This is a genomic window from Rhodococcus sp. NPDC056960 (assembly GCF_042674125.1).
Classification (GTDB): Bacteria; Actinomycetota; Actinomycetes; order Mycobacteriales; family Mycobacteriaceae; genus Rhodococcus_F.
Genome location: NZ_JBHURF010000004.1, coordinates 247,033 through 271,276, shown reverse-complemented (window position 1 = coordinate 271,276; position 24,244 = coordinate 247,033). Strand labels below are relative to the sequence as shown.

Genomic DNA, 24,244 nt, shown 5'->3' with positions numbered 1-24,244 from the left:
ACGGGGTCTGATCCAGACTGGCTTCCCGTCGCGGGGTTTCTCGTGCGCCGGTCGACACAGCCGTTGGACTCAGAAAGTCCACATCGAACCTGGAGATCAAACCCATGTCCCCCGCTGACGCCTTTACCTCCGGAACGCGCACCATCACGCCGCCTTCCAAGCCTGCTCCCTCCGATCAGCCGGAATGGAACACGCAGAAGAATTCGTCGATGCCGACGTTCCGCTACCGCTCCTTCTCCGAGGAAGTGGAGCCGGTGTCGCTGCCGGATCGCACGTGGCCCGACAAGGTCATCGACCGCGCCCCGCAGTGGTGCGCCGTCGACCTCCGGGACGGCAACCAGGCCCTGATCGACCCGATGAGCCCCGCCCGCAAGCGCCGCATGTTCGAACTGCTGGTGCGGATGGGCTACAAGGAGATCGAGGTCGGGTTCCCGTCGGCGAGCCAGACCGACTTCGACTTCGTCCGCGAGATCATCGAGGACGGCGCGATCCCCGACGACGTCACCATCCAGGTGCTGACGCAGTCCCGGCCGGAGCTGATCAAGCGCACGTTCGAGGCCTGTGAGGGCGCGAACAAGGTGATCGTCCACTTCTACAATTCGACGTCCATCCTGCAGCGGCGGGTGGTGTTCAAGGCCGAGCGCGACGTGATCAAGAAGATCGCGACCGACGCGGCGACCCTGGCCCTCGAAGAGGCGAAGAAGTACCCGGACACGCAGTGGCGCTGGGAGTACTCCCCCGAGTCGTACACGGGCACCGAACTGCAGTACGCCAAGGAGGTGTGCGACGCCGTCACGGAGGTGCTGCAGCCGACGCCGCAGAACCCGGTGATCCTCAACCTGCCCGCCACCGTCGAGATGGCGACGCCGAACGTGTACGCCGACTCCATCGAGTGGATGCACCGTAACCTGGCGCGCCGCGACTCGGTCATCCTGTCGCTGCACCCCCACAACGACCGCGGCACGGGCGTGGCCGCCGCCGAACTCGGCTACCAGGCCGGCGCCGACCGCATCGAGGGCTGCCTGTTCGGCAACGGCGAGCGCACCGGCAACGTGTGCCTGGTCACGCTCGGGCTCAACATGTTCACCCGGGGCGTCGACCCGCAGATCGACTTCTCCAACATCGACGAGATCCGCCGCACCGTCGAGTACTGCAACCAGCTGCCCGTCCACGAACGTCACCCGTACGGCGGCGACCTCGTGTACACCGCGTTCTCCGGCAGCCACCAGGACGCGATCAACAAGGGCCTCGACGCGATGAAGTTCGACGCCGACTCGCAGGACGCCGACGTCGACGACATCCTGTGGGCGGTTCCGTACCTGCCGATCGACCCGAAGGACGTGGGCCGCACGTATGAGGCCGTCATCCGCGTCAACTCGCAGTCCGGCAAGGGCGGCGTCGCGTACATCATGAAGGCCGATCACGGGCTGGTGCTGCCGCGCCGCCTGCAGATCGAGTTCTCGCAGGCCGTCCAGCGGATCACGGACGGCGAGGGCGGCGAGGTGTCGCCCAAGGAGATGTGGGACGTCTTCCACGAGGAGTACCTGGCGCCGATCAATCCGCTCGAGCGGATGAAGCAGAAGGTCACGGCGGCCGAGGAGGACGGCGGCACCGACTCCATCACCGCGACGGTGAAGGTGAACGGCAAGGAGCACGAGATCTCGGGTTCGGGCAACGGCCCGCTCGCCGCCTTCGTCGACGCGCTCGCCACGATCGACTTCGACGTGCGTGTGCTCGACTACTCCGAGCACGCCATGTCGGCCGGTGACGATGCGCAGGCGGCCGCCTACGTCGAGTGCGCCGTGACCGCTCCCGACGGACGGAACACCGTGGTCTGGGGTGTCGGCATCGCGACGTCGATCACCACCGCGTCGCTGCGCGCCGTCGTCTCGGCGGTCAACCGGGCGCACTGACCGCTCTCGCTCCCCCGCTGCCGCAGGCGCACCCCGCGCACCTGCGGCAGCGTCGTGTCCGGCCCGGAAAAAAGCTCCGTCTGCGGCTCCGGGTGACTACCCTGGTAACGGAGTCCACACCGGACCCGAACCGCCTCGGACCCTTCGGGGGGCGTCGTGAATCTGGCAATTCCACAGCATCTCCCGGTCCGTCCGTATCCGGCCCGGCGCCGCCGCAAGGGCAGCTTCTTCTACAAGATGATCACGACGACGGATCCCAAGGACCTGGGCATCCTGTACCTGATCACGTCGTTCGCGTTCTTCATGGCCGGTGGCCTGATGGCGCTGCTGATCCGCGGCGAACTCGCGGTCCCGGGGCTGCAGTTCCTGTCGAACGAGCAGTACAACCAGCTGTTCACGATGCACGGCACGATCATGCTGCTGCTGTACGCGACGCCGATCGTGTTCGGGTTCGCCAACTACATCCTGCCGCTGCAGATCGGCGCCCCCGACGTGGCGTTTCCCCGCCTCAACGCGTTCAGCTACTGGGCGTTCCTGTTCGGCGGCACCATCGCGATCGCCGGGTTCATCACGCCGGGTGGCGCCGCGGACTTCGGCTGGACGGCGTACTCGCCGCTGACGAGCACACTGCATTCGCCGGGTGTCGGCGCGGACCTCTGGATCACGGGGCTGGCGCTGTCCGGTCTCGGCACCATCCTCGGTGGTGTCAACATGATCACCACCGTCATCTGCCTGCGCGCCCCGGCATGATCATGTTCCGGATGCCGATCTTCACGTGGAACATCTTCATCACCAGCATCCTCATCCTGGTGGCGTTCCCCATCCTCACGGCCGCGCTGATGGGCCTGTTCGTCGACCGTCACCTCGGCGCCAATCTGTACGATCCGGCGACGGGTGGTGTGCTGCTGTGGCAGCACCTGTTCTGGTTCTTCGGCCACCCGGAGGTGTATATCGTCGCGCTGCCGTTCTTCGGCATCGTCTCGGAGATCTTCCCGGTGTTCAGCCGCAAGCCGCTGTTCGGGTACAGCGGTCTCGTCTACGCCACGATCGCCATCGCGGCCCTGTCGATCGCGGTATGGGCGCACCACATGTACGCCACCGGCGCCGTCCTGTTGCCGTTCTTCTCGTTCATGACGTTCCTGATCGCCGTCCCGACGGGCGTGAAGATCTTCAACTGGATCGGCACCATGTGGAAGGGTCAGCTGACGTTCGAGACGCCGATGTTGTTCTCGCTGGGCTTCCTGATCACGTTCATCTTCGGCGGCCTCACCGGCGTCATCCTCGCGAGCCCGCCCCTGGACTTCCACGTCACGGACAGTTACTTCGTGATCGCCCACTTCCATTACGTCCTGTTCGGGACGATCGTGTTCGCCACCTACGCCGGCATCTACTTCTGGTTCCCCAAGATGACCGGGCGCATGCTGGACGAACGGCTCGGCAAGTGGCACTTCTGGACCACGTTCACCGGTTTCCACGGCACGTTCCTCGTCCAGCACTGGCTCGGCGCCGAGGGGATGCCGCGCCGCTACGCCGACTACCTGCCCTCGGACGGGTTCACCGTTCTCAACTCGGTCTCGACCGTGTTCGCGTTCGTCCTGGGAGCGTCGACGGTGCCGTTCGTCTGGAACGTCTTCAAGAGCTACCGCTACGGCGAGGTGGTCACGGTGGACGACCCGTGGGGTTTCGGCAACTCGCTCGAGTGGGCCACCAGCTGCCCGCCGCCGCGGCACAACTTCACCGAGTTGCCGCGCATCCGCTCCGAGCGCCCGGCGTTCGAGCTGCACTACCCGCACATGGTCGACCGGATGCACCGCGAGGCGCACGTGGGTGTGCGGGGCGCGGTGGCGCACGCAACCGAACCCGCGTCCGCGGACCCGAAGGTGAACCGCCAGTAACTTCTTTGTGAAAGTTCGCTTCTCCGAGAACATCTCGACAAACCGGACGAAACCGACTCTGTGACAACGGGTTGCAGATACCTCGTCGGCGGACGCCCAGCTCGACGGAATTCCGGCCTTCTTACTCTCTCGTAGGGTCGACACGCAAGTTCTTGAAGACTTGACAAGCCGATCGGGCCCTCGCAGAAGTTACGCGCGGGTACAAATTTTCGACGTTATGCTCGCATTCCCCGAGCATCGGCCCTGCAACGACGCAGGTTCGACGATCGCGTTCGGGGCGCCCCTGGTGGTAGTTCGAGTGGGTTGTGCAGGGGTGCACGTGTCCGCGAAGGCGGCACCCAGTCCTCGGCGGACATGGCCTTGGCCATCGAAACACTCTGCGGATCAATGAGTTTTACGGAAACGGAGCGATAACTGATGTTCAAGCGAATAGCGATAGTCAACCGCGGCGAGGCGGCGGTCCGCCTGATTCGTGCCGTGCGCGAACTGAACGCCGAACACAACTACGGCATCCGGACGATCGCCCTTCACACCGAGGCTGAACGCCGCGCGATGTTCGTTCGCCAGGCCGACGAAGGTGTGTGCTTGCGCACAGTCAAGACCGGCACTGCCTACCTCGATCACGCCGAGCTGGCCCGCGCACTGCGCGAGAGCAAGGCCGACGCCGTGTGGGTGGGCTGGGGCTTCGTCGCCGAGGACCCCGCGTTCGTCGAGGTGTGCAACCAGCTCGGCATCACGTTCATCGGCCCGCCCGCCGAGTCGATGCGACTGCTGGGCGACAAGGTCGAGGCCAAGCTGCTCGCCGAGAAGGTGGACGTGCCGGTCGCGCCGTGGAGCGGTGGCCCCGTCTCCACTCGCGCCGACGCCCGCCGTCACGCGCAGGCCATCGGCTACCCCCTCATCATCAAGGCCCGCTCCGGCGGCGGCGGCCGCGGCATCCGCAAGGTGTGGTCGGAGGACGAGCTCGAACTCGCCCTCGAACGCACCCAGGGCGAGGCGCAGCGCTCGTTCGGTGACCCCGTCGTCTTCATCGAGCGGCTCGTCACCGACGCCCGCCACGTCGAGGTCCAGGTGATCGCCGACAAGCACGGCAACGTGTGGGCCCCCGGTGTCCGCGACTGCTCCATCCAGCGCAAGAACCAGAAGGTCATCGAGGAGTCCAGCTCACCGCTCCTCACCGACGAGCAGTCGAACAACCTGCGCTCCGTCTCGGCCGACCTCGTGCGTGCTGCCGGATACCACGGCGCGGCCACGGTCGAGTACCTGTACCAGCCGGAGCAGAAGTCCTTCACCTTCCTCGAGGTCAACACCCGACTGCAGGTGGAGCACCCCATCACCGAGGCAACGACCGGCCTCGACCTCGTGAAGCTGCAGATCCTCGTGGCGAACGGCGAGCGCCTGGTGGGCGACTGCCCGCCCGAGTTCGGTCACGCCGTGGAAGCCCGCCTCAACGCGGAGGACGCCGCCAACGGCTTCGCCCCCGCCCCCGGCGCCGTGCAGCTGCTGAAGTTCCCGCTCGGCTCCGGTCTCCGCGTCGACACCGGCATCGCCCAGGGCGACGTCATCCCGCCCGACTACGACTCGATGGTCGCCAAGGTCATCGCCTGGGGCCGCGACCGCTCCGAGGCGCTCGCCCGTCTGCGCACCGCACTGCGCGAGACCACGGTCGTCCTGCAGGGCGGCACCACCACGAAGTCGTTCCTCCTCGAACTGCTCGACCGCGAAGAGGTCATCTCCGCGTCCGCGGACACCGGCTGGCTCGACCGCACCGGTGTCGGCAGCGTCACGACCCCCACCAAGGTGGCCGACGTCGCGTTGATCGCCGCCGCCATCGACGTCTACGACGCCGAGGAGAAGCTCGAGCGCGAGGCATTCCTGTCGTCCGCCCGCGGTGGACGCCCCCGCGCCGGTCACGCCATCGGCCGCAAGGTGGAACTCAGCTACCAGGGTCAGGCCTACGGCCTCACCGTCACGCAGGTCGGTGCGCACCGCTACCGCGTCGACGGCGACAGCCCCGACGTCGAGGTCGAGGTCGACCGGCTCAGCGAGTTCGAGAGCCGCCTCGTCGTCGGCACCCGCCGCCACCACGTGGTGTCGGTGGCCGGCCGCGCCCAGTACCTCGTCGAGGTCGACGGCATCAGCCACCAGATCAGCCAGGACGAGGCCGGCGTCGTCCGCGCCCCCGCCCCCGCGGTCGTGGTCGCGGTCCCCGTGTCCGTCGGTGACGAGGTCGAGGTCGGCGACACGCTGGTCGTCCTCGAGAGCATGAAGATGGAGACCGCCGTCCGCGCGCCCGTCGCGGGCCGGGTTCGCGAAGTCCTCGCGATGGTCAACTCGCAGGTCGACGCCGGCACCGCACTGCTGCGCGTCGAGGAGACCGCGGAGGAGTCCGCCGCTCCGAAGTCGCCGCGCGTCGAGTTCCAGGTCGCCGCCCCCGCGTCGAAGGGCGACACCCGCACCGATGCCCTCGAGCAGATCGACGCCCTCGGCGCGCTGCTCACCGGTTACGACGTCAGCGCGAAGCGCGCCGGACAGCTGCTCGCCGCATACGAGAAGCTCCGCGCCGAGATCGCGGGCGACCCGGACCTGGTGCAGGCGGAACTCGCCCTGCTGAACACGTTCGCGGACATCTGCGAGATCGGGCGTAACCGTCCCACCGCCGCCGAGGAGGACGGTGACGAGCGCGTCCACAGCCCGCGCGAGCACTTCCACACCTACCTCCACACCCTCGACGTCGAACTCGAGGGCCTGCCGGAGTCGTTCACGACCCGGTTGTCGCGGGCGCTGCGTCACTACGACGTCACCGACCTCGAGCGCACCGGCGAGCTGGAGGAGGCGGTCTACCGCCTGTTCCTCGCGCAGCAGCGCATGGACAACCAGGTGTCCGTCATCGCCGCCCTGCTCGACCGGTGGCTGAACGACGGCAACGCTCCGGGCCGCGCACCCAGCGGACTCGGTGAGGTCCTCGACCGGCTCATCGTCGCCACGCAGGTCCGCTACCCGGTGATCGGCAACGTCGCCCGCAACGTGCGGTTCCGGTTCTTCGACGAGCCGCAGATCCGCAAGGCCCGCGAGCAGGTCTACGACGGTGTCCGCGGCAGCCTGGAGTACCTCGCCGAGAACCCCGGCGCAGCCGACTACCAGGAACGCCTCGAGGCCCTGGTCGCCACCCCGCAGTCGCTGACCGAACTCCTCGGACAGCGGATCGCGCGCAAGAGCAACACCGTCGGACCGCTGCTCGAGGTCGTCACCCGCCGCTACTACGACATCCGCACGCTCGAGGACGTCACGTCCTTCGACCGCGACGGGCGCCGTTTCGTCACCGGCAACTTCGATCTGCGCGGGGAGCGCCTGAACCTCGTCTCCGCCGTCGCCGACTACGCCGAGCTGCCCGGTGCACTCGACGAGATCAACGCCGTCGCCGCGGTGAACCCGGAGAACCTCGTCCTCGACCTGTACCTGTCGTGGACGGCGCCGCCCGCCGACCCGGACACCATGTCCGCCGACCTGCGGAAGGCGCTGGCGTCCCTGCCGCTGGCCGCCACCTGCCGCCGCGTCACCGTGTCCGTCTTCAGCGGCACCGACGTCGACCTCCGCAAGTTCACGTTCCGTCCGGACGCGGGTGTCCTGGCGGAGGAGACGCTGATCCGGGACATGCACCCGCTCACCGGCCAGCGACTCGACCTGTGGCGCCTGAAGAACTTCGACGGCACCCGCCTCCCCGCGGTCGCCGAGACGTTCCTGTTCAACCTGGTCTCGCGGGACAACCCCACCGACGAACGCCTCATCGCGCTCGCCGAGGTCCGCGACATCACGCCGGTCCGCAACGAAGACGGCCAGGTCGTCGGTGTTCCCGCCGCGGAACGCGTGCTGCAGTCGTGCCTCGACGGCATCCGCCGCGCGCAGGCCACCCGCGGCAGCAAGCGCAAGCTCGACGCCAACCGCGTCGTGCTGTACGTGTGGCCGAAGATCGACGTCCCCGTCGAGGACCTCGAGGCGTTCGCCCGGGTCGCGGCACCGCTCACCGCGGGCGCCGGCCTCGAGGAGATCACCGTCATCGCCCGGCTCCAGGGTGAGCCCGGCACGGAGTCGCGGGAGAAGGCTCTGCGCTTCTCCTACCGCACCGGCGCCGGCGTGGTCGTCAAGGTCACCGAACCGCCGACCGAACCGCTGCAGCCGCTCGACGCGTACACCCAGAAGGTCCGCAGCTCCCGTGCTCGCGGCACCGTCTACCCGTACGAGCTGATCCCGCTGCTCACCGGCCGCGACGGCAGCTTCGTCGAGCACGACCTCGACGAGTCGGGCCAGCTGGTACCCGTCGAGCGCCCGTACGGGCAGAACAAGGCCGGCCTCGTCGTCGGTCTCGTCACCGCCCGCACCGACCGGCACCCCGAGGGCATGACCCGCGTCGCGCTGTTCGGTGACCCGACGAAGGCCCTCGGCACCGTCGCGGAAGCCGAGTGCGCCCGCCTCGTCGCCGGTGTCGACCTGGCCGAGAAGCTGGGTGTCCCGGTCGAGTGGTTCGCACTGTCGTCCGGCGCGACGATCTCCATGGACAGCGGCACCGAGAACATGGACTGGGTGTCCCGCGGTCTGCGTCGCCTCATCACGTTCACGCAGGACGGTGGCGAGGTCAACGTGATCGTGGCCGGCATCAACGTCGGTGCGCAGCCCTACTGGAACGCCGAAGCCACGATGCTGATGCACACCAAGGGCATCCTCGTCATGACGCCGGACAGCGCCATGGTGCTCACCGGCAAGAACTCGCTCGACTACTCCGGTGGCGTCTCGGCCGAGGACAACTTCGGCATCGGTGGTTACGACCGCGTGATGGGCCCGAACGGTGAGGCGCAGTACTGGGCGCCGAACCTGCCCGCCGCGTGCGAGATCCTGTTCGCGCACTACGACCACGCGTACGTCGTTGCCGGGGAACGCTTCCCGCGCCGGGCGCAGACCAGCGACCCGATCGGGCGCGACGTGCGGTCCTTCCCGCACGTCCACCCGTCCAGCGACTTCACCACGGTCGGCGACATCTTCTCCTCGGAGACGAACCCGGAACGCAAGAAGCCGTTCGACATTCGCACGGTGATGCGTTCGCTCGTCGACCAGGACCACACGGTGCTGGAGCGGTGGGCCGACATGGCGGACGCCGACACATCCGTCGTGTTCGACGCACACCTCGGCGGCTACCCGGTGAGCGTCATCGGCATCGAGTCGCGGGCCATCGCCCGCAAGGGATGGTCGCCGGCCAACGGTCCCGACCAGTGGACCGCGGGCACCCTGTTCCCGCAGTCGTCGAAGAAGACGGCCCGGGCGATCAACGCCGCCAGCGGAAGCCGTCCGCTCGTGGTGCTGGCCAACCTGTCCGGCTTCGACGGGTCCCCGGACTCGCTCCGCCACATCCAGCTCGAGTACGGTGCCGAAATCGGCCGCGCCATCGTCAATTTCGACGGCCCGATCGTGTTCTGCGTCGTCTCCCGCTACCACGGTGGCGCGTTCGTGGTGTTCTCCGGAGCACTGAACGACAACATGGAGGTCCTCGCGGTCGAGGGCTCGTTCGCGTCCGTCCTCGGTGGTGCCCCCGCCGCGGCCGTCGTGTTCACCCGTGAGGTCAACTCGCGAGTGGCAGCCGACCCGTCGATCCGGGAGCTCGAGGCCAACCTGGCGGGCGCCCAGAACGACGCGCAGCAGGCTCACCTGCGGGTCGAGCTGGCAGCTCAGCAGGCTGCGGTGCGCAACGAGAAGCTCGGTGAGGTCGCGGCCGAGTTCGAGGCCGTGCACAACATCCAGCGGGCACAGCGGGTCGGCTCCGTCGACGCCGTCATCCCCGCCGTGGAGCTGCGTCCGTACATCATCGGTGCGGTCGAGCGCGGCATGCGCCGGGCGGTCGAAGCCGGCAAGTAGTCCCCACCCGAACGGCCGCGGCACCTACCGGTGTCGCGGCCGTTCGGCGTTTCGCGGGGCTGGTGGGTTTTGGGGCTTTGGGTGGCCCGATGTCACCGCAGTCCGATCACACTGCACCGATGTCACATCGGGCGCGCATTTCACCTGTTTCGGATGACGCGGGCCGCTGCAGTCGGTGCGATAGTCGGCGCAGAGTGAATTCGACTGTGAATGGAGCGCTGCAATGGACTCTTTCTGGGACTTTCTCTGGGTGATCATCGTCACCTTCGGCTTCGTGGCCTACCTGATCCTGTTGTTCTCCATCATCACCGACCTGTTCCGCGACCATAAGACGTCGGGCTGGGTGAAGGCCATCTGGATCGTCTTCCTGTTCTTCGTCCCGCTGCTGACCGCGCTCGTGTACCTCATCACCCGGAGCAAGAGCATGGCCGAGCGGTCGATGGCCGCCGCGCAGGAGGTGAAGCAGGCGCAGGACAGCTACATCCGTTCCGTCGCGGGCAAGTCCTCGGCCGAGCAGATCGCCGACGCGAAGGCACTCCTCGATTCCGGCACCATCACGCAGGCGGAGTACGAGACGCTGAAGGCGAAGGCGCTGAGCAGCTGAGCACCCGTTTCCCCGGAAGGCCCGCCCACCCGGCGGGCCTTCTTCCGTGTGCGGCCCGGTCAGTCCGCGATGCGGGCCGCGACGTCCCGGAACGCCTGCAGCACCGTGGCGACGGCGGGAACGTCGTCGGCGGCGGGTCGCCGGGCCAGCTCGTAGATGCGGGCCGCGCGTACCCCGGCGAGCGGCAGTTGCACCACCGCGCGACTGGTCACCGCGTGCCGGGCCAGCAGGGCCACGCCGTGACCGCCGGCAACCAGTTCCTCGATGACGCGGAAGTCGTTGATGCGCATCGCCACATGCGGCTGCACCCCGGTCGCGGCGGCCACCGACATGAGCACGTCGTCGACGGGAAATCCGCCGCGCACGCTGATCCACCGCTCGTCCGCCAACTGGTCCGGCCGGACCGCATCCTGTCCGGCGAGCGGATGACCGGGCGGCAGGATCAGGTCGATGGGTTCGCGCATCAGCGGTTCCGCCGTCACCCGCGGCGACGACGTGTCCGGGGCCCGCTCGTCGCGATGGGTCAGGACCACGTCGTAATCGGCGAGCAGGGCAGGCACCGCGGCGGCCGGGAGGTCCTCGTCGCGCGCCTGCACGTCCACCCCGCTGCCCGCGAGCGCGTCCAGCAGTCCCGGCAACAGCAGGGCGGCACCGGACGGGAACAGCGCCACCCGCACCCGGCCGCGCGGCGAGGCCCGGTAGGCGGTCATCTCCGCCGCCGCGCGGTCGAGGGCGGCCACGACGTCGTCGGCGCGGACGACCAGGGCCTGACCGGCATCGGTGAGCCGCAGCCGCCGGCCGGCGGGTTCGAGCAGCGTCACCCCGGCCTCCCGCGAGAGGATCTTGAGCTGCTGCGACACCGCCGACGGCGTCATCGACAACGCCCGCGCGGTCGCGGCCACCGTCCCGCGGTCGGCCAGCTCGCGCAGGACGCGTAACCGGGTCGCATCCATGTAGCAAAACTACATCGATGATGCACTTTTATGCGCTTGTCCTGATTGTTTTCGGCCCTCACGATGGAATGCATGACCTCCCGCGACCGGCTGCTCGGACTCACCGTCGTCGTCCTGTGGGGTCTCAACTTCCTCGCCATCCGCGCGGGCCTCGATCACTTCCCGCCGTTCTTCTTCGCCGCGCTGCGGTTCTTCGTCATCGCGATCCCGGTGATCCTGTTCATACCCCGGCCGCAGGTCCCGCTGAAATGGCTGCTGGTGTACGGCCTCGGATTCGGGGTCGGCCAGTTCGCATTCCTGTTCTGGGGCATGCACGTGGGGATGCCGACCGGGCTGGCGTCGCTGGTGCTGCAGTCGTCGGCGCCGTTCACCGTGGTCCTCGGCGCGGTCCTGCTGCGGGAGCGCCTCCGGCCCACGCAGGTCGGCGGTCTGCTCGTCGCGATGGCCGGGATGGCGCTCATCGGCTGGGACCGCGCCCAGCACGCCGCCCTGCTGCCGGTGGCCCTGACGTTGCTCGCGGGACTGTCGTGGGCGGTGGGCAACATCGGCAACCGCAAGGCCGCGTCGGACCAGCCGATGCGCCTGATGCTGTGGATGTGCGTCATTCCGCCGCTGCCGATGCTGGCGCAGTCCTTCGTCGTGGAGGGCCCGTCCGCGGGGTGGAATTCCCTGACCTCGTCACTGGACGGCACCGGCCCGCTCGCCCTCGCGGGCCTCGCCTACATCGTGATCCTCGGCACCATCGCCGGCTCCGGTCTGTGGACGGCACTGCTCAGCCGCTACCCCGCCGGCATGGTCGCGCCGTTCTCCCTGCTTGTTCCCATCGTCGGAATCGGGGCGTCCTGGCTGGTGCTGCACGAGGAGCCGAGCGTCCTGTCGCTGATCGGCGGGGCCGTGGTCATCGCCGGTGCCGCCGCCACCCAGGTGAGTGGCAAAGTGCGTCCGGGCACACTTCCGCACTCACCTGCACCCGCGCGAGTCGGCGTCTGACCGGAGCCTGTGCAAAACTCGCGGAGTGAGTACTGGAACTGGGATCACGACGCGCGGCAAGGTCGCCCTGCGCGCGGCGGCCGCGGCCTCGTGGGCGTCGCAGAAGGCCGGCCGCGGCAAAGGCTCGATGATCGGCGGACTGATCGCCCTGAAGATCGACCCGACACTGATGGAGCAGCTCGGCGCCAACCGGCGCACCGCGGTGATCACCGGCACCAACGGCAAGTCCACCACCACCCGGATGACCGCGGCGGCGCTCTCCACCCTCGGTGAGGTCGCGACGCAGGCGGACGGCGCCAACATGGACGCCGGCATCGTCGCGGCGCTGAGCAGCCGCGTGCATGCGCCCCTCGCCGCGCTCGAGGTCGACGAACTCCACGTCCCGCACGTCAGCGACGCCGTCAACCCCGAAGCCCTGGTTCTGCTCAACCTCAGCCGCGACCAACTCGACCGGGTCGGCGAGATCAACATGATCGAACGCAAACTCCGCGCCTGCGTCGCCGCGCACCCGGAGGCCGTCGTCATCGCCAACTGCGACGACGTCCTCGTCACCTCCGTGGCCTACGACGCGAAGAACGTCGTCTGGGTCGCCGCCGGCGGCGGGTGGGCCAGCGACGCCGCCAGCTGTCCGCGCACCGGCGAACCCATCGTCTGGGAGGGCTCGCACTGGCGCAGCACCGGTTCCGACTTCGCGCGCCCGACCCCCGACTGGTGGCTGGACGACGAAAACCTGTACGGGCCCGACGGCCTGAAGATCCCGATGACCCTCGCCCTGCCCGGACGCGCCAACCGCGGTAACGCCGCGCAGGCCGTCGCGGCGGCCGTCGCGATGGGCGCGGCAGCGGAGGACGCCGTCGCCGCCGCGGCCACCGTCCAGGAGGTCGCGGGTCGCTACAGCACTGTCGAGGTCGGGTCGCACTCCGTGCACATGCTGCTCGCCAAGAACCCCGCCGGCTGGCAGGAAGCGCTGTCGATGATCGACCCCACCGTCGACGGACTCGTGATCGTCGTCAACGGGCAGGTCCCCGACGGCGAGGACCTGTCCTGGCTGTGGGACGTGCGGTTCGAGCACTTCGAGGGCGTCAAGGTGGTGGCGGCGGGTGAACGCGGCACCGACCTGGCCGTGCGCCTCACCTACGCCGGCGTCGAGCACACGCTGGACCCGAACCCGTTGCGGGCCATCGCGTCCTGCCCGCCCGGACGTGTCGAGGTGCTCGCCAACTACACCGCCTTCCGCGACCTGAACACCGCCATCGCGAAGGAGGCCCGCAATGCCTGAGTCGACCGTCCGCATCGGCCTGGTCCTGCCCGACGTGATGGGCACCTACGGCGACGGCGGCAACGCCCTCATCCTCCGGCAGCGGCTGCGCATGCGCGGCTACGACGCGGAGATCGTCGAGATCACCCTGAACGACCCGGTTCCCGATTCCCTCGACGTGTACACGCTCGGCGGCGCGGAGGACTCGGCGCAGCGGCTCGCGACCCGCCACCTCACCCAGTACCCGGGACTGCAGAAAGCCGCCGAACGCGGCGCCCCCGTCCTCGCGATCTGCGCCGCGATCCAGGTGCTCGGCAACTGGTACGAGACGTCCAGCGGCGAACGTGTCGACGGCGTGTCGATGCTCGACGTCACCACGTCCCCGCAGGCGACGCGATCCATCGGCGAGGTCATCACCACCCCTCTGATCGACGGGTTGACGCAGCCGCTGTCGGGGTTCGAAAACCACCGCGGTGGAACCACACTCGGCGCCGACGCCCGCGGGCTGGCCCGGGTCACGCACGGCGTCGGCAACGGTGTCGGGGACGGGCTCGAAGGCGTCGTCCAGGGTTCCGTGATCGGCACGTACATGCACGGACCCGTCCTCGCCCGCAACCCCGAACTCGCCGACCTGCTGCTGATGCGGGCGCTGGGCGTCGACGAACTCGCCCCCCTCGACCTCCCGGAGGTCGAGCAGCTGCGCCGGGAGCGCCTGCGCGTCTAGGCACGTGAGTGGCAAAGTGCAGTCCCGCACTCTTTCCCACTCACCTGCGCAGGTGAGTGGCAAAGAGTGCCCGGACACGCTTTTTCACTCACGTGGGCAGGCGGGACAGCGGTGCGACGTGTCGGGCCAGCCCTCGCGGACCAGCACTCGGCGCACCTCCTCGAACACCCCGCACGGGTCGCGGGTGGTCTCGTCCCACCCGTAGACCAGCCGCGGGCGGTCGGCGAGTTCCGCGGCATTGTCACGCCGGCGGTCACGGAAGCGGGACTGCTGCCCCCTGTGGTACTGCTGCCCGTCGAGACGGACGATCAGCGGGACACCGGTCGGGCTGTAGTCGACGTCCTCGTACAGAATCCGGCCGTCCACGACGTGCGGCATCTGGCGTTTCCCGGCCGGCAGTCCGTGCGACCTCTCGACGTCGAGCGCGTACCGGTGCTCGAGGACGGATTGGACGCCGTCGCCGAGCAGCGTCACGGCGTCGGCGATGTCCGTCGCGTGCCGGTACGGGCGCCGGAGCTCGAGTTTCCGACGGAGGGCATCGACGTGGACCTTGCCGTTGGTGGCCGCTTCGATCACTCGCGCGGCCGCGTCCTTCGGGGTCGCTTCGGACACCGCGAGGTCGATCACCGTGTCGGCCTTCGATGTTCGGGGTTGGCGGAACGGAACGGAGATGTGCCCGAACGCCCGGGACCGATGGACCACGACGCCGCCGTGCACGAGGGCGTTGCCGGCGGAGGTCGGGCGTGGGCCGCCCGGTGCGCGTAGCGTCGGCCCCTGGTTCACCGCCGAGCACTTGTAGGGCACGGTGATGTGGACCGGTGCGGACGGGTCGTCGATGCGGAGCATCCCCCACTCCTCGGCCGCGGTCCGGTGGCTGAGGATCGCGCGACCGCCGCCGTATAGGAGCGCGGCGGAGAGGGCCATCGGGCGGGTGAGTGGGCCGTTGGTCACCGCGATGACCCGGGGAAGCACCCTCAACCATTGGCCGGTGGCCACCCGGTGCCGGAGTGCGGTGGCACTGACGCCGTGCGCCCGTAGCTGTGCCGTGGTGACGACGCCGTCCTGGGCGTCGAGAAGTGCTTGCCATGAGTCGTGGTCCATGTCGGAAACGGTGGCGGCCGTCCCCGACACGAATCGCTCCGACGGACCCGGTTATCCACAGGCGGTGCATGACCCAGGTGAGTGGCAATGCGTCCTCGGGCACGCTTTGCCACTCACGCAAGCAGTGCAACCGAGAGGTTGCAGAATGTCGAAGAGAGTGCAACCATGGAGTTGCATATCAAATCGTCGTCGAGAAGGTGGCCCACCATGGACGCATCGAGCAGCATCACCCGGACCGTTGTCGTGAATGCCCCGAGATCGGCGGTGTGGGCGGCGATCACGGATCCCGACAAGATCAGCCAGTGGTTCGGCCAGCGCACGTCCCTCGACCTCAGCGTCGGCGGCAAGGCGGCCTTCACGTGGGACGAGCACGGCACCGCCCGCGCCGTGGTCACGGAGGTCGACGAACCGAACGCGTTCGGCTTCCGGTGGGCGGCCGACATCGACGCCGACCCGGTGATCGGCAACTCCACCCTGGTGCGGTTCACGCTGTCGGAGCACGACTCCGGCACCGAACTGACCGTCGTCGAGACCGGATTCGACACCCTCGACCGCGACGTCGCCGATCAGAAGCAGGCCCGCGAGGGCAACGTCCAGGGCTGGCACGCCGAACTGGACGAACTGGTCGCATACCTGCACGGCGTGAAGGCATGAGCACCCACTCCGAACTGGCCTCGGTGTTCGCGGCCCTGTCGGACGAGACCCGCTGGGAGATCCTCACCGAACTCGGCCGGGCCGACCAGTCGGCGTCGTCGCTGGCCACCCGACTCCCGGTGTCGCGGCAGGCCATCGCAAAGCACTTGAATGCACTGCAGGCGTGCGGCCTGGTGGAGTCGGTGAAGGTGGGCCGCGAGGTTCGCTACCGCGCGCTGGGCGCGGAACTGAACAAGACTGCGCGGACGCTGGAGCGGATCGGCGCCGAATGGGATCGGCGCCTGTCTGCCATCAAGGAGATCGCGGAATCGATGGAGGAGTGAATACCCCCAGACAGGGGTTCGGCCGGGAATGCTTCTGCATTCTCGGCCGGATCTCTGCTTCTCGAGTTTTCTCTGCTCACAGGTACATTTCCTCGATCCGCATCACTGACTATACGCACGAGTGATCTACGTCACAAGAGATTCCACGGAATTTTTCCCTGCGTTCACGCTGCCCGGGCAGCGCGAGTGATACGACGAACACCAGCACCGCCAGCACCGCGCACACCCCGTAGGCGATCGAGAATCCGGCGGCCGAGGCGACCCCGCCGACCATGCTCGCCGCCAGGAGTGTCGCGACTACCGCACTGCACATCGTCGTGCCCATCGTCCGCAGCAGCACGTTGACGCCGTTGGCCGCAGCCATCTGCGTGGACGGCACGGCCCGGACGATCAGCATCGGCAGCGTGCTGTACACCAGCGCGGTGCCGATCGCCGCGACACCGAGGGCCGCGATCACCATCCACAGTGCCTTGTGCGGCACGGTGTGCAGCGCGTAGCCGAGGACGAGGCAGATCGCGCCCGACAGGATCGTCACCTTCGACCCGAAGCGTTCGGATACCCGGGCGCCGACCTGCGCGAAGACGATCATCGACAGGCTCGTCGGTAGCTGGCACACCGCAGCCTGGAGGATCGTGAGTCCGTAGCCGGCGTCGCCGCGGGGCGCCTGGAGTAGTTGCGTGGTGATGAGGGCGTTTCCGTAGAACGCGAAACCGACGAGCAGCGCGGTGACGTGGGGCAGCAGCACCGACCGTCGCGCCGACACCCGCAGGTCCACGAGCGGATTGACGTTGCGCAGCTGCTGGTACCCCCACAGCGCGAACAGGAACAGCGAGGACGCGAACATGCCCAGCACCGCGGGACTTCCCCACCCCCACGAGCTGCCCTGCGTGATCGGGACGAGCAGGCAGACGAGGGCCGCGGTGAGGCCGACGGCGCCGACCCCGTCGAACCGTCCGCCGGACCGCACCTCGGATTCGCGGATGAACAGCGCCGCGGCCGTCGTGACGGCGAGGCCGATTCCCGCGATGACCCAGAAGAGGACGTGCCAGTTGGAGTACTCGGCGACGGACGCCGCGAACGGCAGCCCGAGTGCGGTGCCGATTCCGAGGGTCGAGCTCATCATCGCGATGGCGCCGTTGACCTTCTCGCGCGGCAATTCGTCACGGAGGATCGAGATTCCGACCGGGATGACGGCGGCGCCGGCCCCCTGCAGTCCGCGCGCGAAGATCAGGAACGCGATGTCGGACGTGACGGCGCAGATCAGCGCGCCGATCGTCATGAAGACGAACGCGACGAGAAGCATCCGTTTCTTGCCGAACATGTCGGCGAGCCGGCCGAAGATCGGGGTGACGACCGCGCCGACCAGGAGCGTGGTGGTGATCAGCCAGGACACCGACGTCTGACTCGCGCCGGTGAACGTCGGCATGCTGGGCAGGAGCGGCACCATGACCGTCTGCAGGACGGCCTGGAACACGCCCGCGAAGGCGAGAATCGGGAAGAGGTAACGCGATCCGCCGGCAGAGTCCGGCGGTGCGACCGGCTGATCCGCGAGCGCCGACAGTGGGCGCGGCAACGAAATCGTCAAGCGTCACCCCTCGCGCAAGCTGGTAAATGGTTGTTCACCACATTAGGTGAACAACCATTTACCCCGCAAGCCGGACAATCCGCTCTCAGCCGTCGAGCAACTCCTGCACCAGCGGGGCGTACTGCGCCACCACCTCGTCCGGGGTGCCCGTCGCGTGTTCCTGCATCATCTTGCGGCGCATGACGGCCAGTCCCGTCAGCATCGACATCACCAGTTCCGCGCGGAGCCGGCCGCCCGGCCCAGGCAGTCGTTCGGCCAGCGCGTCGATCATCTGCGTCGAATAGTTGGCCCGCAGCTTCCGGCTGGCCTCCTCACTCGGCCCGCTCATGAACAGAATGCTCAGCGACAGCGGCTTGTAGGGCTCCAGCGGCCGCGCGAACATCGACACCATCCGCTCCCCGAGGCCGTCCAGCGGACCGCTGAACAGCACCTCCGCGGCGGACCGGAAATCGACGAGCGCGTCGAACAACTGCTCCTTCGACCCGAAGTACTTGATGATCAGCGGCGCGCTGACCCCGGCGTCCTCGGCGATGTCCTTGAGCGTGATCTCCCGGTACGGGCGCGTCGCGAACGCCCGGCCGGCGGCGTCGACGATCAGCGACCGCGACTGTTCCGCCGTCCGCTTCACCGGCGCGGCGGTGCCCGGCTCCGACGTCACAGCGTGCGTCTCCCCGACAACGCCCGGCCCAGGGTGAGCTCGTCGGCGAACTCGAGGTCGCCGCCCATCGGCAGACCCGACGCGAGCCGGCTCACCGTCAGCCCCGGGAAGTCCCGCAGCATCCGCACCAGATACGTCGCGGTGGCCTCCCCCTCCGTGTTGGGGTCGGTCGCGATGATCACCTCGGAGACGTCGACGCCGTCCTCCTGATTGCCGATGCGCGCGAGCAACTCCCGGATGCGGAGCTGATCGGGCCCCACCCCGGACAGCGGATCCAGCGCGCCGCCGAGGACGTGATAGCGGCCCTTGAACTCCCGGGTGCGCTCCACGGCCTGGACGTCTTTCGGCTCCTCGACCACACAGATCACCGTGCGGTCACGGCGCGGATCGGCGCAGATGCGGCAATGCTCCTTGTCGGAGACGGTGCCGCACACCACGCAGAACTGGACCCCGTCACGGACGCGCTGCAGCGCATTCTTGAGCCGGTCGATCTCCGGCGGTTCGACACTCAGCAGGTGGAACGCGATGCGCTGAGCGCTCTTCGGCCCGACCCCGGGCAGCTTGCCGAGTTCGTCGATCAGATCCTGAACCGGACCTTCGTACACGCCGCGCCTCTAGAAACCGGGGAGACCGGGCAGGCCTCCCCCACCGAATCCACCCGCGAGCGGACCCAGCTTCTGCGCCGCGATGTCCTGCGCCTTGCTCGACGCGTCCTCGATCGCACCGATCACGAGGTCCTGCAGAGTCTCGACGTCGTCCGGATCGACGACCTTCGGATCGATCTTCAGACCGACCACTTCACCTGTCCCCTTGACCGTCGCGATCACGAGTCCGCCACCGGCCTGCCCGGTGACCTCGGCCTCGGCCATCTCCTGCTGGGCGGCCAACAGCTGCTGCTGCATCTGCTGAGCCTGCGCGAGGAGCTGCGACATGTCGGGTTGTCCACCTGGTTGCACTGACGTGGTCCTTTCTGCTGTTTCCCCTGCCAGCGTAGACCGTGGCCGTCGGTGCGGTCCGGCGCCGACGCCGTCACCGAGTGGTCACGTCGACGACGCCGGAGCGGAGCGGGTCGCGTCAGGCGAGTTCGCGCTCGAGGTTCGCCAGAACCTGCCCCTGAATCTTCTTGAGACCCAGCGGGGCGAACGTCTTCTCGAAGAAGCCGCCGATACCGCCTGCGCCCTTCCACTCGGTGGTCGTGGTGACCGTCGAACCGCTGCCGCTCGGGGCGACGACCCACGTGGTGACGAGCGACGAATTCGCGTCCGTCTCCGTGATCGTGTTGCCCGCCACGGTGACCGTGGCCTTGATGTCGCGGGACCGCTTCTCGGTGGCCTTCAACGTCCACTGCGCGACGGTGCCGCCGCCCTGCCCGCCCGCGAGGACGCGGTAGTCCAGGTACTGCTCCGAGAGAATGCGCGGGCGCACCGTCTCGTAGTCCGCCAACGCCGCGAGCGTCTTCTCCGGTGTGGCTGCGACGGTGATCGAACTGCTCGCGCTGACCTGGCCCACTGTTCTGACTCCTCTTGTACGATTTGTACGAAACTGCTTTCACCTCCCATCCTGCCTGCCGTGCGCGAGTCCCGGCGATGACGTGGCAATCTATTGTGAGGTAGGTCACCTCACCGTGGTCGCGACCCGCGGATTGATGAGACATTTGTGTGAATCTTCGGCCGACCGGGCCGATATGCGTGGCTTGAACCCCGGGAGAGGGATAGCGTCAAGGTGTGGCTGCCTCTTCGGTTGAACTACTGAAAAGCATGCGGGAGGGTGGACGCCCCTTCCGTGCGCATCGCACTCTGCCCGTCACGGGGACCGACGCTCACCGCGCCGGCGTCGAACGGCTCCTCGCGTCCTACCGGGCAATTCCCGCGGACGCCACCGTGCGTCTGGCGAAGAAGACATCCAACCTGTTCCGCGCGCGGGCCCAGACCACCGCGGCCGGCCTCGACGTCTCCGGGCTCGGCGGCGTCATCTCCGTCGACCCGCAGGCCCGGACCGCGGACGTCGCCGGAATGTGCACGTACGAGGACCTGGTCGACGCCACCCTGCCGTACGGGCTGGCGCCGCTGGTGGTTCCGCAGCTCAAGACGATCACCCTCGGCGGCGCGGTCACCGGTCTCGGCATCGAGTCGACGTCGTTCCGCAGCGGCCTCCCGCACGAATCGGTGCTCGAGATCGACGTCCTCACGGGCAGCGGCGACATCGTCACCGCGACACCGGAAGGCGAGAACTCCGACCTGTTCTGGGGGTTCCCCAACTCCTACGGCACACTCGGCTACTCCACCCGCCTGCGCATCCAACTCGAACCCGTCAAACGGTATGTGGCACTGCGTCACCTGCGGTTCGACTCCCTCGACGACCTGCAGTCGGCGATGGATCGCATCGTCACCGAGCGCCACCACGACGGCGTTCCAGTCGACTACCTGGACGGCGTCGTCTTCACCGAATCGGAGAGCTACCTCACGCTGGGCCACCAGACCGACGAGGGCGGCCCCGTCAGCGACTACACCGGATCGGACATCTTCTACCGGTCCATCCAGCACGCATCGGTGAACCATCCCAAAACGGACAAACTCACCATCCGAGACTACCTGTGGCGCTGGGACACCGACTGGTTCTGGTGCTCACGCGCGTTCGGCGCCCAGAACCCTGCCATCCGCCGACTGTGGCCGAAGAGCCTCCTCCGCAGCAGCTTCTACTGGAAGCTCATCGCCCTCGACCACAAATACGACATCGGCGACCGGCTCGAGAAGCGGAAGGGCAACCCGCCGCGGGAACGCGTCGTCCAAGACGTCGAGGTGCCCATCGAGCGCACCGCCGACTTCGTCCGCTGGTTCCTCGACGAGATCCCGATCGAGCCGCTGTGGCTGTGCCCGTTGCGGTTGCGGGAACCCGCCCCCGCAGGTGCGTCTTCGCAGCGCCCGTGGCCCCTCTACCCCCTCGAACCGAAACGCACGTACGTGAACATCGGATTCTGGTCGTCGGTACCCATCGTCCCCGGCCGACCCGAGGGGGCAGCGAATCGGCTGATCGAGGACAAGGTCAGCGACTTCGACGGACACAAGTCCCTGTACTCCGATTCGTACTATTCACGAGACGACTTCGAGCGCCTCTACTACGGCGGCGATCGATACACGGAACTGAAAAAACGCTACGACCCTAAATCACGATTACTGGACCTTTTCTCCAAGGCGGTGCAACGTCGATGACGACCCTGAAAGCTTCACGCTCCCAAGACCACAAGCTCACCATCGCAGAGATTCTCGAAACTCTGTCCGACGGCATGCTCCCCCTGCGGTTCTCCGCGTACGACGGCAGCGCAGCCGGCCCGGAGGACGCCGCCTACGGACTCCACCTCAAGACGACCCGCGGCACCACCTATCTGGCGACCGCACCCGGCGACCTCGGCATGGCCCGCGCCTACGTGTCCGGCGACCTCGAGGCGAAGGGTGTGCACCCCGGTGACCCCTACGAGATCCTCCGGGTCATGGGCGATGAACTGCACTTCCGTCGTCCGTCCGCGCTCACCCTCGCCGCCATCACGCGCTCGCTCGGCTGGGACCTGCTGCGCCCCATCGCCCCTCCCCCGCAGGAACACCTTCCGCGGTGGCGGCGCGTCGCGGAAGGGTTGCGGCACTCCAAGTCCCGCGACGCCGAGGTGATCCACCACCACTACGACGTCTCGAACACGTTCTACGAGTACGTCCTCGGCCCCTCCATGACCTACACGTGCGCCTGCTACGAGAACGCCGAACAGACCCTCGAGGAGGCGCAGGACAACAAATACCGCCTCGTCTTCGAGAAGCTCGGCCTCCAGCCCGGCGACCGACTCCTCGACATCGGTTGCGGCTGGGGATCGATGGTCCGGTACGCCGCCCGCCGCGGCGTCAAGGTCATCGGCGCCACCCTGTCCCGTGAACAGGCCGAATGGGCACAGAAGGCCATCGCCGAAGAGGGCCTGTCCGACCTCGCCGAGGTCCGATTCTCCGACTACCGCGACGTCCCCGAAACCGGATTCGACGCCATCTCCTCCATCGGCCTCACCGAGCACATCGGCGTCGGCAACTACCCCGCCTACTTCGGCCTGCTGCAGAGCAAACTCCGCGAAGGCGGCCGGCTGCTCAACCACTGCATCACCCGGCCCGACAACCAGAGCCAGGCCCGCGCCGGCGGCTTCATCGACCGGTACGTCTTCCCCGACGGCGAACTCACCGGCTCCGGACGCATCATCAGCGAGATCCAGAACGTGGGCCTCGAAGTCCGGCACGAAGAGAACCTGCGCGAGCACTACGCACTCACCCTCGCCGGGTGGTGCCAGAACCTCGTCGACAACTGGGACGCCTGCGTCGAAGAGGTCGGCGAGGGAACCGCCCGCGTGTGGGGCCTCTACATGGCCGGATCGCGGCTCGGCTTCGAACGCAACGTCGTTCAGCTGCACCAGGTCCTCGCCGTCAAGCTCGGGCCCAAGGGTGAGGCGCATGTCCCGCTCCGGCCGTGGTGGCAGTAGGCGCTTCGCGCCCGTGCGCCTTTTTGGTAGCTAGGACAACCAGAAAGGCGCACAGGCCCGACAGGGCCTCTCACCGGGCCTGATCCACCCCTCCCGCACCAAGACGGTCTCGACTTCGCGGGCCACCACGCAGGGATTCTTCGTCACCTCGTCGAATCCGTAGACCAGTCGCGGCCGCCCCTGCAGTTCGGCGGCGTTGTCGCGTCGACGGTCCCGGAATGCGACCTCCGCCATGGCATGCGCGCGGCGACCGTCGAGTCGCACGATGAGCGGAACACCGAGATCGGAGTAGTCGCAGTCCTCGAACAGGGTGCGTCCGTCCACGACCACGGGTGACTGGCGCCGCGCCCGCGGAAGCCCGTGCGCATCTTCGACATCGGCGGCATACCGGTATTCGAGCACCGATTGGACTCCGTCGGCCAGCAGTCGTACCGAATCCACGAGCGCCTTGCCATATCGGCGCGGGCGTCGTTCGTCCATGCGTCGCTGGATGTCGCGGAGTGGGATCCGGGCATTGGTCACGAGGGCGATGAGCCGGGTGTAGGCGTCCCGTGCCGTCGGCTCTGCGATCGCGAGGTCGAGTGCGGTGTCGGCTCGCGACGTACGAGGCGGATCGGTGTCGACGGCAATGTATTCGTGTGCCCTGGATCGATGTACGACGACGCCGGGATGCAGCGGTGTGGACAAAGCGACGGGATTACCCGGCTTCCGCGACAGACGCATGCCGGTAGCGCTCTGGCACCGCGACGACTTCCCGTACGGCACCGTGATGTGGATCGGCTCGCCGTCTCGGGGAACGACCATCCCCCATTCCTCCGCGGCGGTGATGTGGCTGAGCATCGAATGCCCGCCACCGTAGAGCAGAGCGGCGGACAGGATCATGTCGCGGGTCAACGGGCCGTTGGTGACGGCATAGACGCCCTGGAGGACACGGCGCCACTGCCCCGAGTCCAGGAGATGACGAACCCTGCCCCGAGAGAAGCCGAAGGGCTCGAGTTGGGCCTGCGTGACGATCCCGAACTGGGTGTCGACGAGGCGCTGGAAGTCTGGGAGATCAATGTCGGTCATACGGCGCATCGTGCGATGCGTATCCGACTCCGAAACCGACAAAAACACGGTTATCCACCTTGCCTGTGGATAACCGCGAAGTTGTGGATAACCTTCCCCGTGCGCCT

18 protein-coding genes and 1 pseudogene are annotated in these 24,244 nt (G+C 67.9%); 11 read left to right on the top strand and 8 right to left on the bottom strand.

Going from position 1 to position 24,244, the window contains the following annotated elements:
- The first annotated feature begins 104 nt into the window (after positions 1-104).
- The 4 genes and pseudogenes from leuA (at position 105) to ACFTWF_RS08480 (ending at position 10,316) form a co-directional block, all read left to right on the top strand.
- Complete coding sequence (gene leuA / locus ACFTWF_RS08495; protein ID WP_378460795.1) at positions 105-1,913, top strand: 2-isopropylmalate synthase; 1,809 nt, start codon at positions 105-107, stop codon at positions 1,911-1,913.
- 156 nt (positions 1,914-2,069) lie between these two features.
- Positions 2,070-3,808 (top strand): annotated as a pseudogene (ctaD, locus tag ACFTWF_RS08490) (cytochrome c oxidase subunit I).
- A gap of 417 nt (positions 3,809-4,225) precedes the next feature.
- Positions 4,226-9,712 (top strand): biotin carboxylase N-terminal domain-containing protein, encoded by a 5,487-nt coding sequence (locus ACFTWF_RS08485; protein ID WP_378460794.1) that lies wholly within the window; start codon positions 4,226-4,228, stop codon positions 9,710-9,712.
- A 223-nt stretch (positions 9,713-9,935) separates the two neighbouring features.
- Positions 9,936-10,316 (top strand): SHOCT domain-containing protein, encoded by a 381-nt coding sequence (locus ACFTWF_RS08480; protein ID WP_378460793.1) that lies wholly within the window; start codon positions 9,936-9,938, stop codon positions 10,314-10,316.
- Between the two features lie 59 nt (positions 10,317-10,375).
- On the opposite strand, the gene ACFTWF_RS08475 is transcribed toward ACFTWF_RS08480, so the two are convergent.
- Positions 10,376-11,269 (bottom strand): LysR family transcriptional regulator, encoded by an 894-nt coding sequence (locus ACFTWF_RS08475; protein ID WP_378460792.1) that lies wholly within the window; start codon positions 11,267-11,269, stop codon positions 10,376-10,378.
- Positions 11,270-11,341: 72 nt separating this feature from the next.
- Here ACFTWF_RS08475 and ACFTWF_RS08470 point away from each other — a divergent pair, with 72 nt between their 5' ends.
- The 3 genes from ACFTWF_RS08470 to ACFTWF_RS08460 are packed head-to-tail and all read left to right on the top strand — an operon-like array spanning position 11,342 to position 14,241.
- Entirely contained in the window at positions 11,342-12,259 is a 918-nt protein-coding gene (locus ACFTWF_RS08470) for an EamA family transporter (protein ID WP_378460791.1), read from the top strand.
- 25 nt (positions 12,260-12,284) lie between these two features.
- Positions 12,285-13,538, top strand: a complete 1,254-nt coding sequence (locus ACFTWF_RS08465) for a MurT ligase domain-containing protein (RefSeq protein ID WP_378460790.1) — start codon at positions 12,285-12,287, stop codon at positions 13,536-13,538.
- Positions 13,531-14,241 (top strand): type 1 glutamine amidotransferase, encoded by a 711-nt coding sequence (locus ACFTWF_RS08460; protein WP_378460789.1) that lies wholly within the window; start codon positions 13,531-13,533, stop codon positions 14,239-14,241. Before ACFTWF_RS08465 ends, ACFTWF_RS08460 begins: the two co-directional genes overlap by 8 nt.
- 84 nt (positions 14,242-14,325) lie before the next feature.
- Here the strand turns inward: ACFTWF_RS08460 and ACFTWF_RS08455 are convergent, their stop codons facing one another.
- Complete coding sequence (locus ACFTWF_RS08455; protein WP_378460788.1) at positions 14,326-15,342, bottom strand: type IV toxin-antitoxin system AbiEi family antitoxin domain-containing protein; 1,017 nt, start codon at positions 15,340-15,342, stop codon at positions 14,326-14,328.
- A 207-nt stretch (positions 15,343-15,549) separates the two neighbouring features.
- On the opposite strand from ACFTWF_RS08455, the gene ACFTWF_RS08450 reads away from it, so the two are divergent.
- Together ACFTWF_RS08450 and ACFTWF_RS08445 are read left to right on the top strand one after the other, a co-directional pair.
- Positions 15,550-15,996, top strand: a complete 447-nt coding sequence (locus ACFTWF_RS08450) for an SRPBCC family protein (RefSeq protein ID WP_378460787.1) — start codon at positions 15,550-15,552, stop codon at positions 15,994-15,996.
- Positions 15,993-16,319: an ArsR/SmtB family transcription factor gene (locus ACFTWF_RS08445; RefSeq protein WP_378460786.1), complete on the top strand. Its 327-nt coding sequence runs from the start codon at positions 15,993-15,995 to the stop codon at positions 16,317-16,319. Before ACFTWF_RS08450 ends, ACFTWF_RS08445 begins: the two co-directional genes overlap by 4 nt.
- Before the next feature lie 109 nt (positions 16,320-16,428).
- Here ACFTWF_RS08445 and ACFTWF_RS08440 read toward each other — a convergent pair whose 3' ends face one another.
- The 5 genes from ACFTWF_RS08440 to ACFTWF_RS08420 all read right to left on the bottom strand — a co-directional run bounded on the left by ACFTWF_RS08440 (position 16,429) and on the right by ACFTWF_RS08420 (position 20,071).
- Complete coding sequence (locus ACFTWF_RS08440) at positions 16,429-17,904, bottom strand: MFS transporter (protein WP_378460785.1); 1,476 nt, start codon at positions 17,902-17,904, stop codon at positions 16,429-16,431.
- Between the two features lie 85 nt (positions 17,905-17,989).
- A complete protein-coding gene (locus tag ACFTWF_RS08435; protein ID WP_378460784.1) occupies positions 17,990-18,562 on the bottom strand; it encodes a TetR family transcriptional regulator in 573 nt (190 codons plus the stop codon).
- Entirely contained in the window at positions 18,559-19,167 is a 609-nt protein-coding gene (gene recR, locus ACFTWF_RS08430) for a recombination mediator RecR (RefSeq protein ID WP_005248644.1), read from the bottom strand. Before recR ends, ACFTWF_RS08435 begins: the two co-directional genes overlap by 4 nt.
- 9 nt (positions 19,168-19,176) lie before the next feature.
- Positions 19,177-19,494, bottom strand: coding sequence for a YbaB/EbfC family nucleoid-associated protein (locus ACFTWF_RS08425; RefSeq protein ID WP_378460783.1), 318 nt, complete (start codon positions 19,492-19,494; stop codon positions 19,177-19,179).
- Between the two features lie 142 nt (positions 19,495-19,636).
- Positions 19,637-20,071: an SRPBCC family protein gene (locus tag ACFTWF_RS08420; RefSeq protein ID WP_378460782.1), complete on the bottom strand. Its 435-nt coding sequence runs from the start codon at positions 20,069-20,071 to the stop codon at positions 19,637-19,639.
- A 248-nt stretch (positions 20,072-20,319) separates the two neighbouring features.
- Here ACFTWF_RS08420 and ACFTWF_RS08415 point away from each other — a divergent pair, with 248 nt between their 5' ends.
- Together ACFTWF_RS08415 and ACFTWF_RS08410 are read left to right on the top strand one after the other, a co-directional pair.
- On the top strand, positions 20,320-21,771 hold the full coding sequence (locus tag ACFTWF_RS08415; protein ID WP_378460781.1) for an FAD-binding oxidoreductase: 1,452 nt from the start codon (positions 20,320-20,322) through the stop codon (positions 21,769-21,771).
- Positions 21,768-23,069 carry a class I SAM-dependent methyltransferase gene (locus tag ACFTWF_RS08410; protein ID WP_378460780.1) on the top strand — a complete coding sequence of 434 codons (1,302 nt, stop codon included), beginning with the start codon at positions 21,768-21,770 and terminating at the stop codon, positions 23,067-23,069. Before ACFTWF_RS08415 ends, ACFTWF_RS08410 begins: the two co-directional genes overlap by 4 nt.
- 30 nt (positions 23,070-23,099) lie before the next feature.
- Here ACFTWF_RS08410 and ACFTWF_RS08405 read toward each other — a convergent pair whose 3' ends face one another.
- Positions 23,100-24,137, bottom strand: a complete 1,038-nt coding sequence (locus ACFTWF_RS08405) for a type IV toxin-antitoxin system AbiEi family antitoxin domain-containing protein (protein WP_378460779.1) — start codon at positions 24,135-24,137, stop codon at positions 23,100-23,102.
- Between the last annotated feature and the right edge of the window lie 107 nt (positions 24,138-24,244).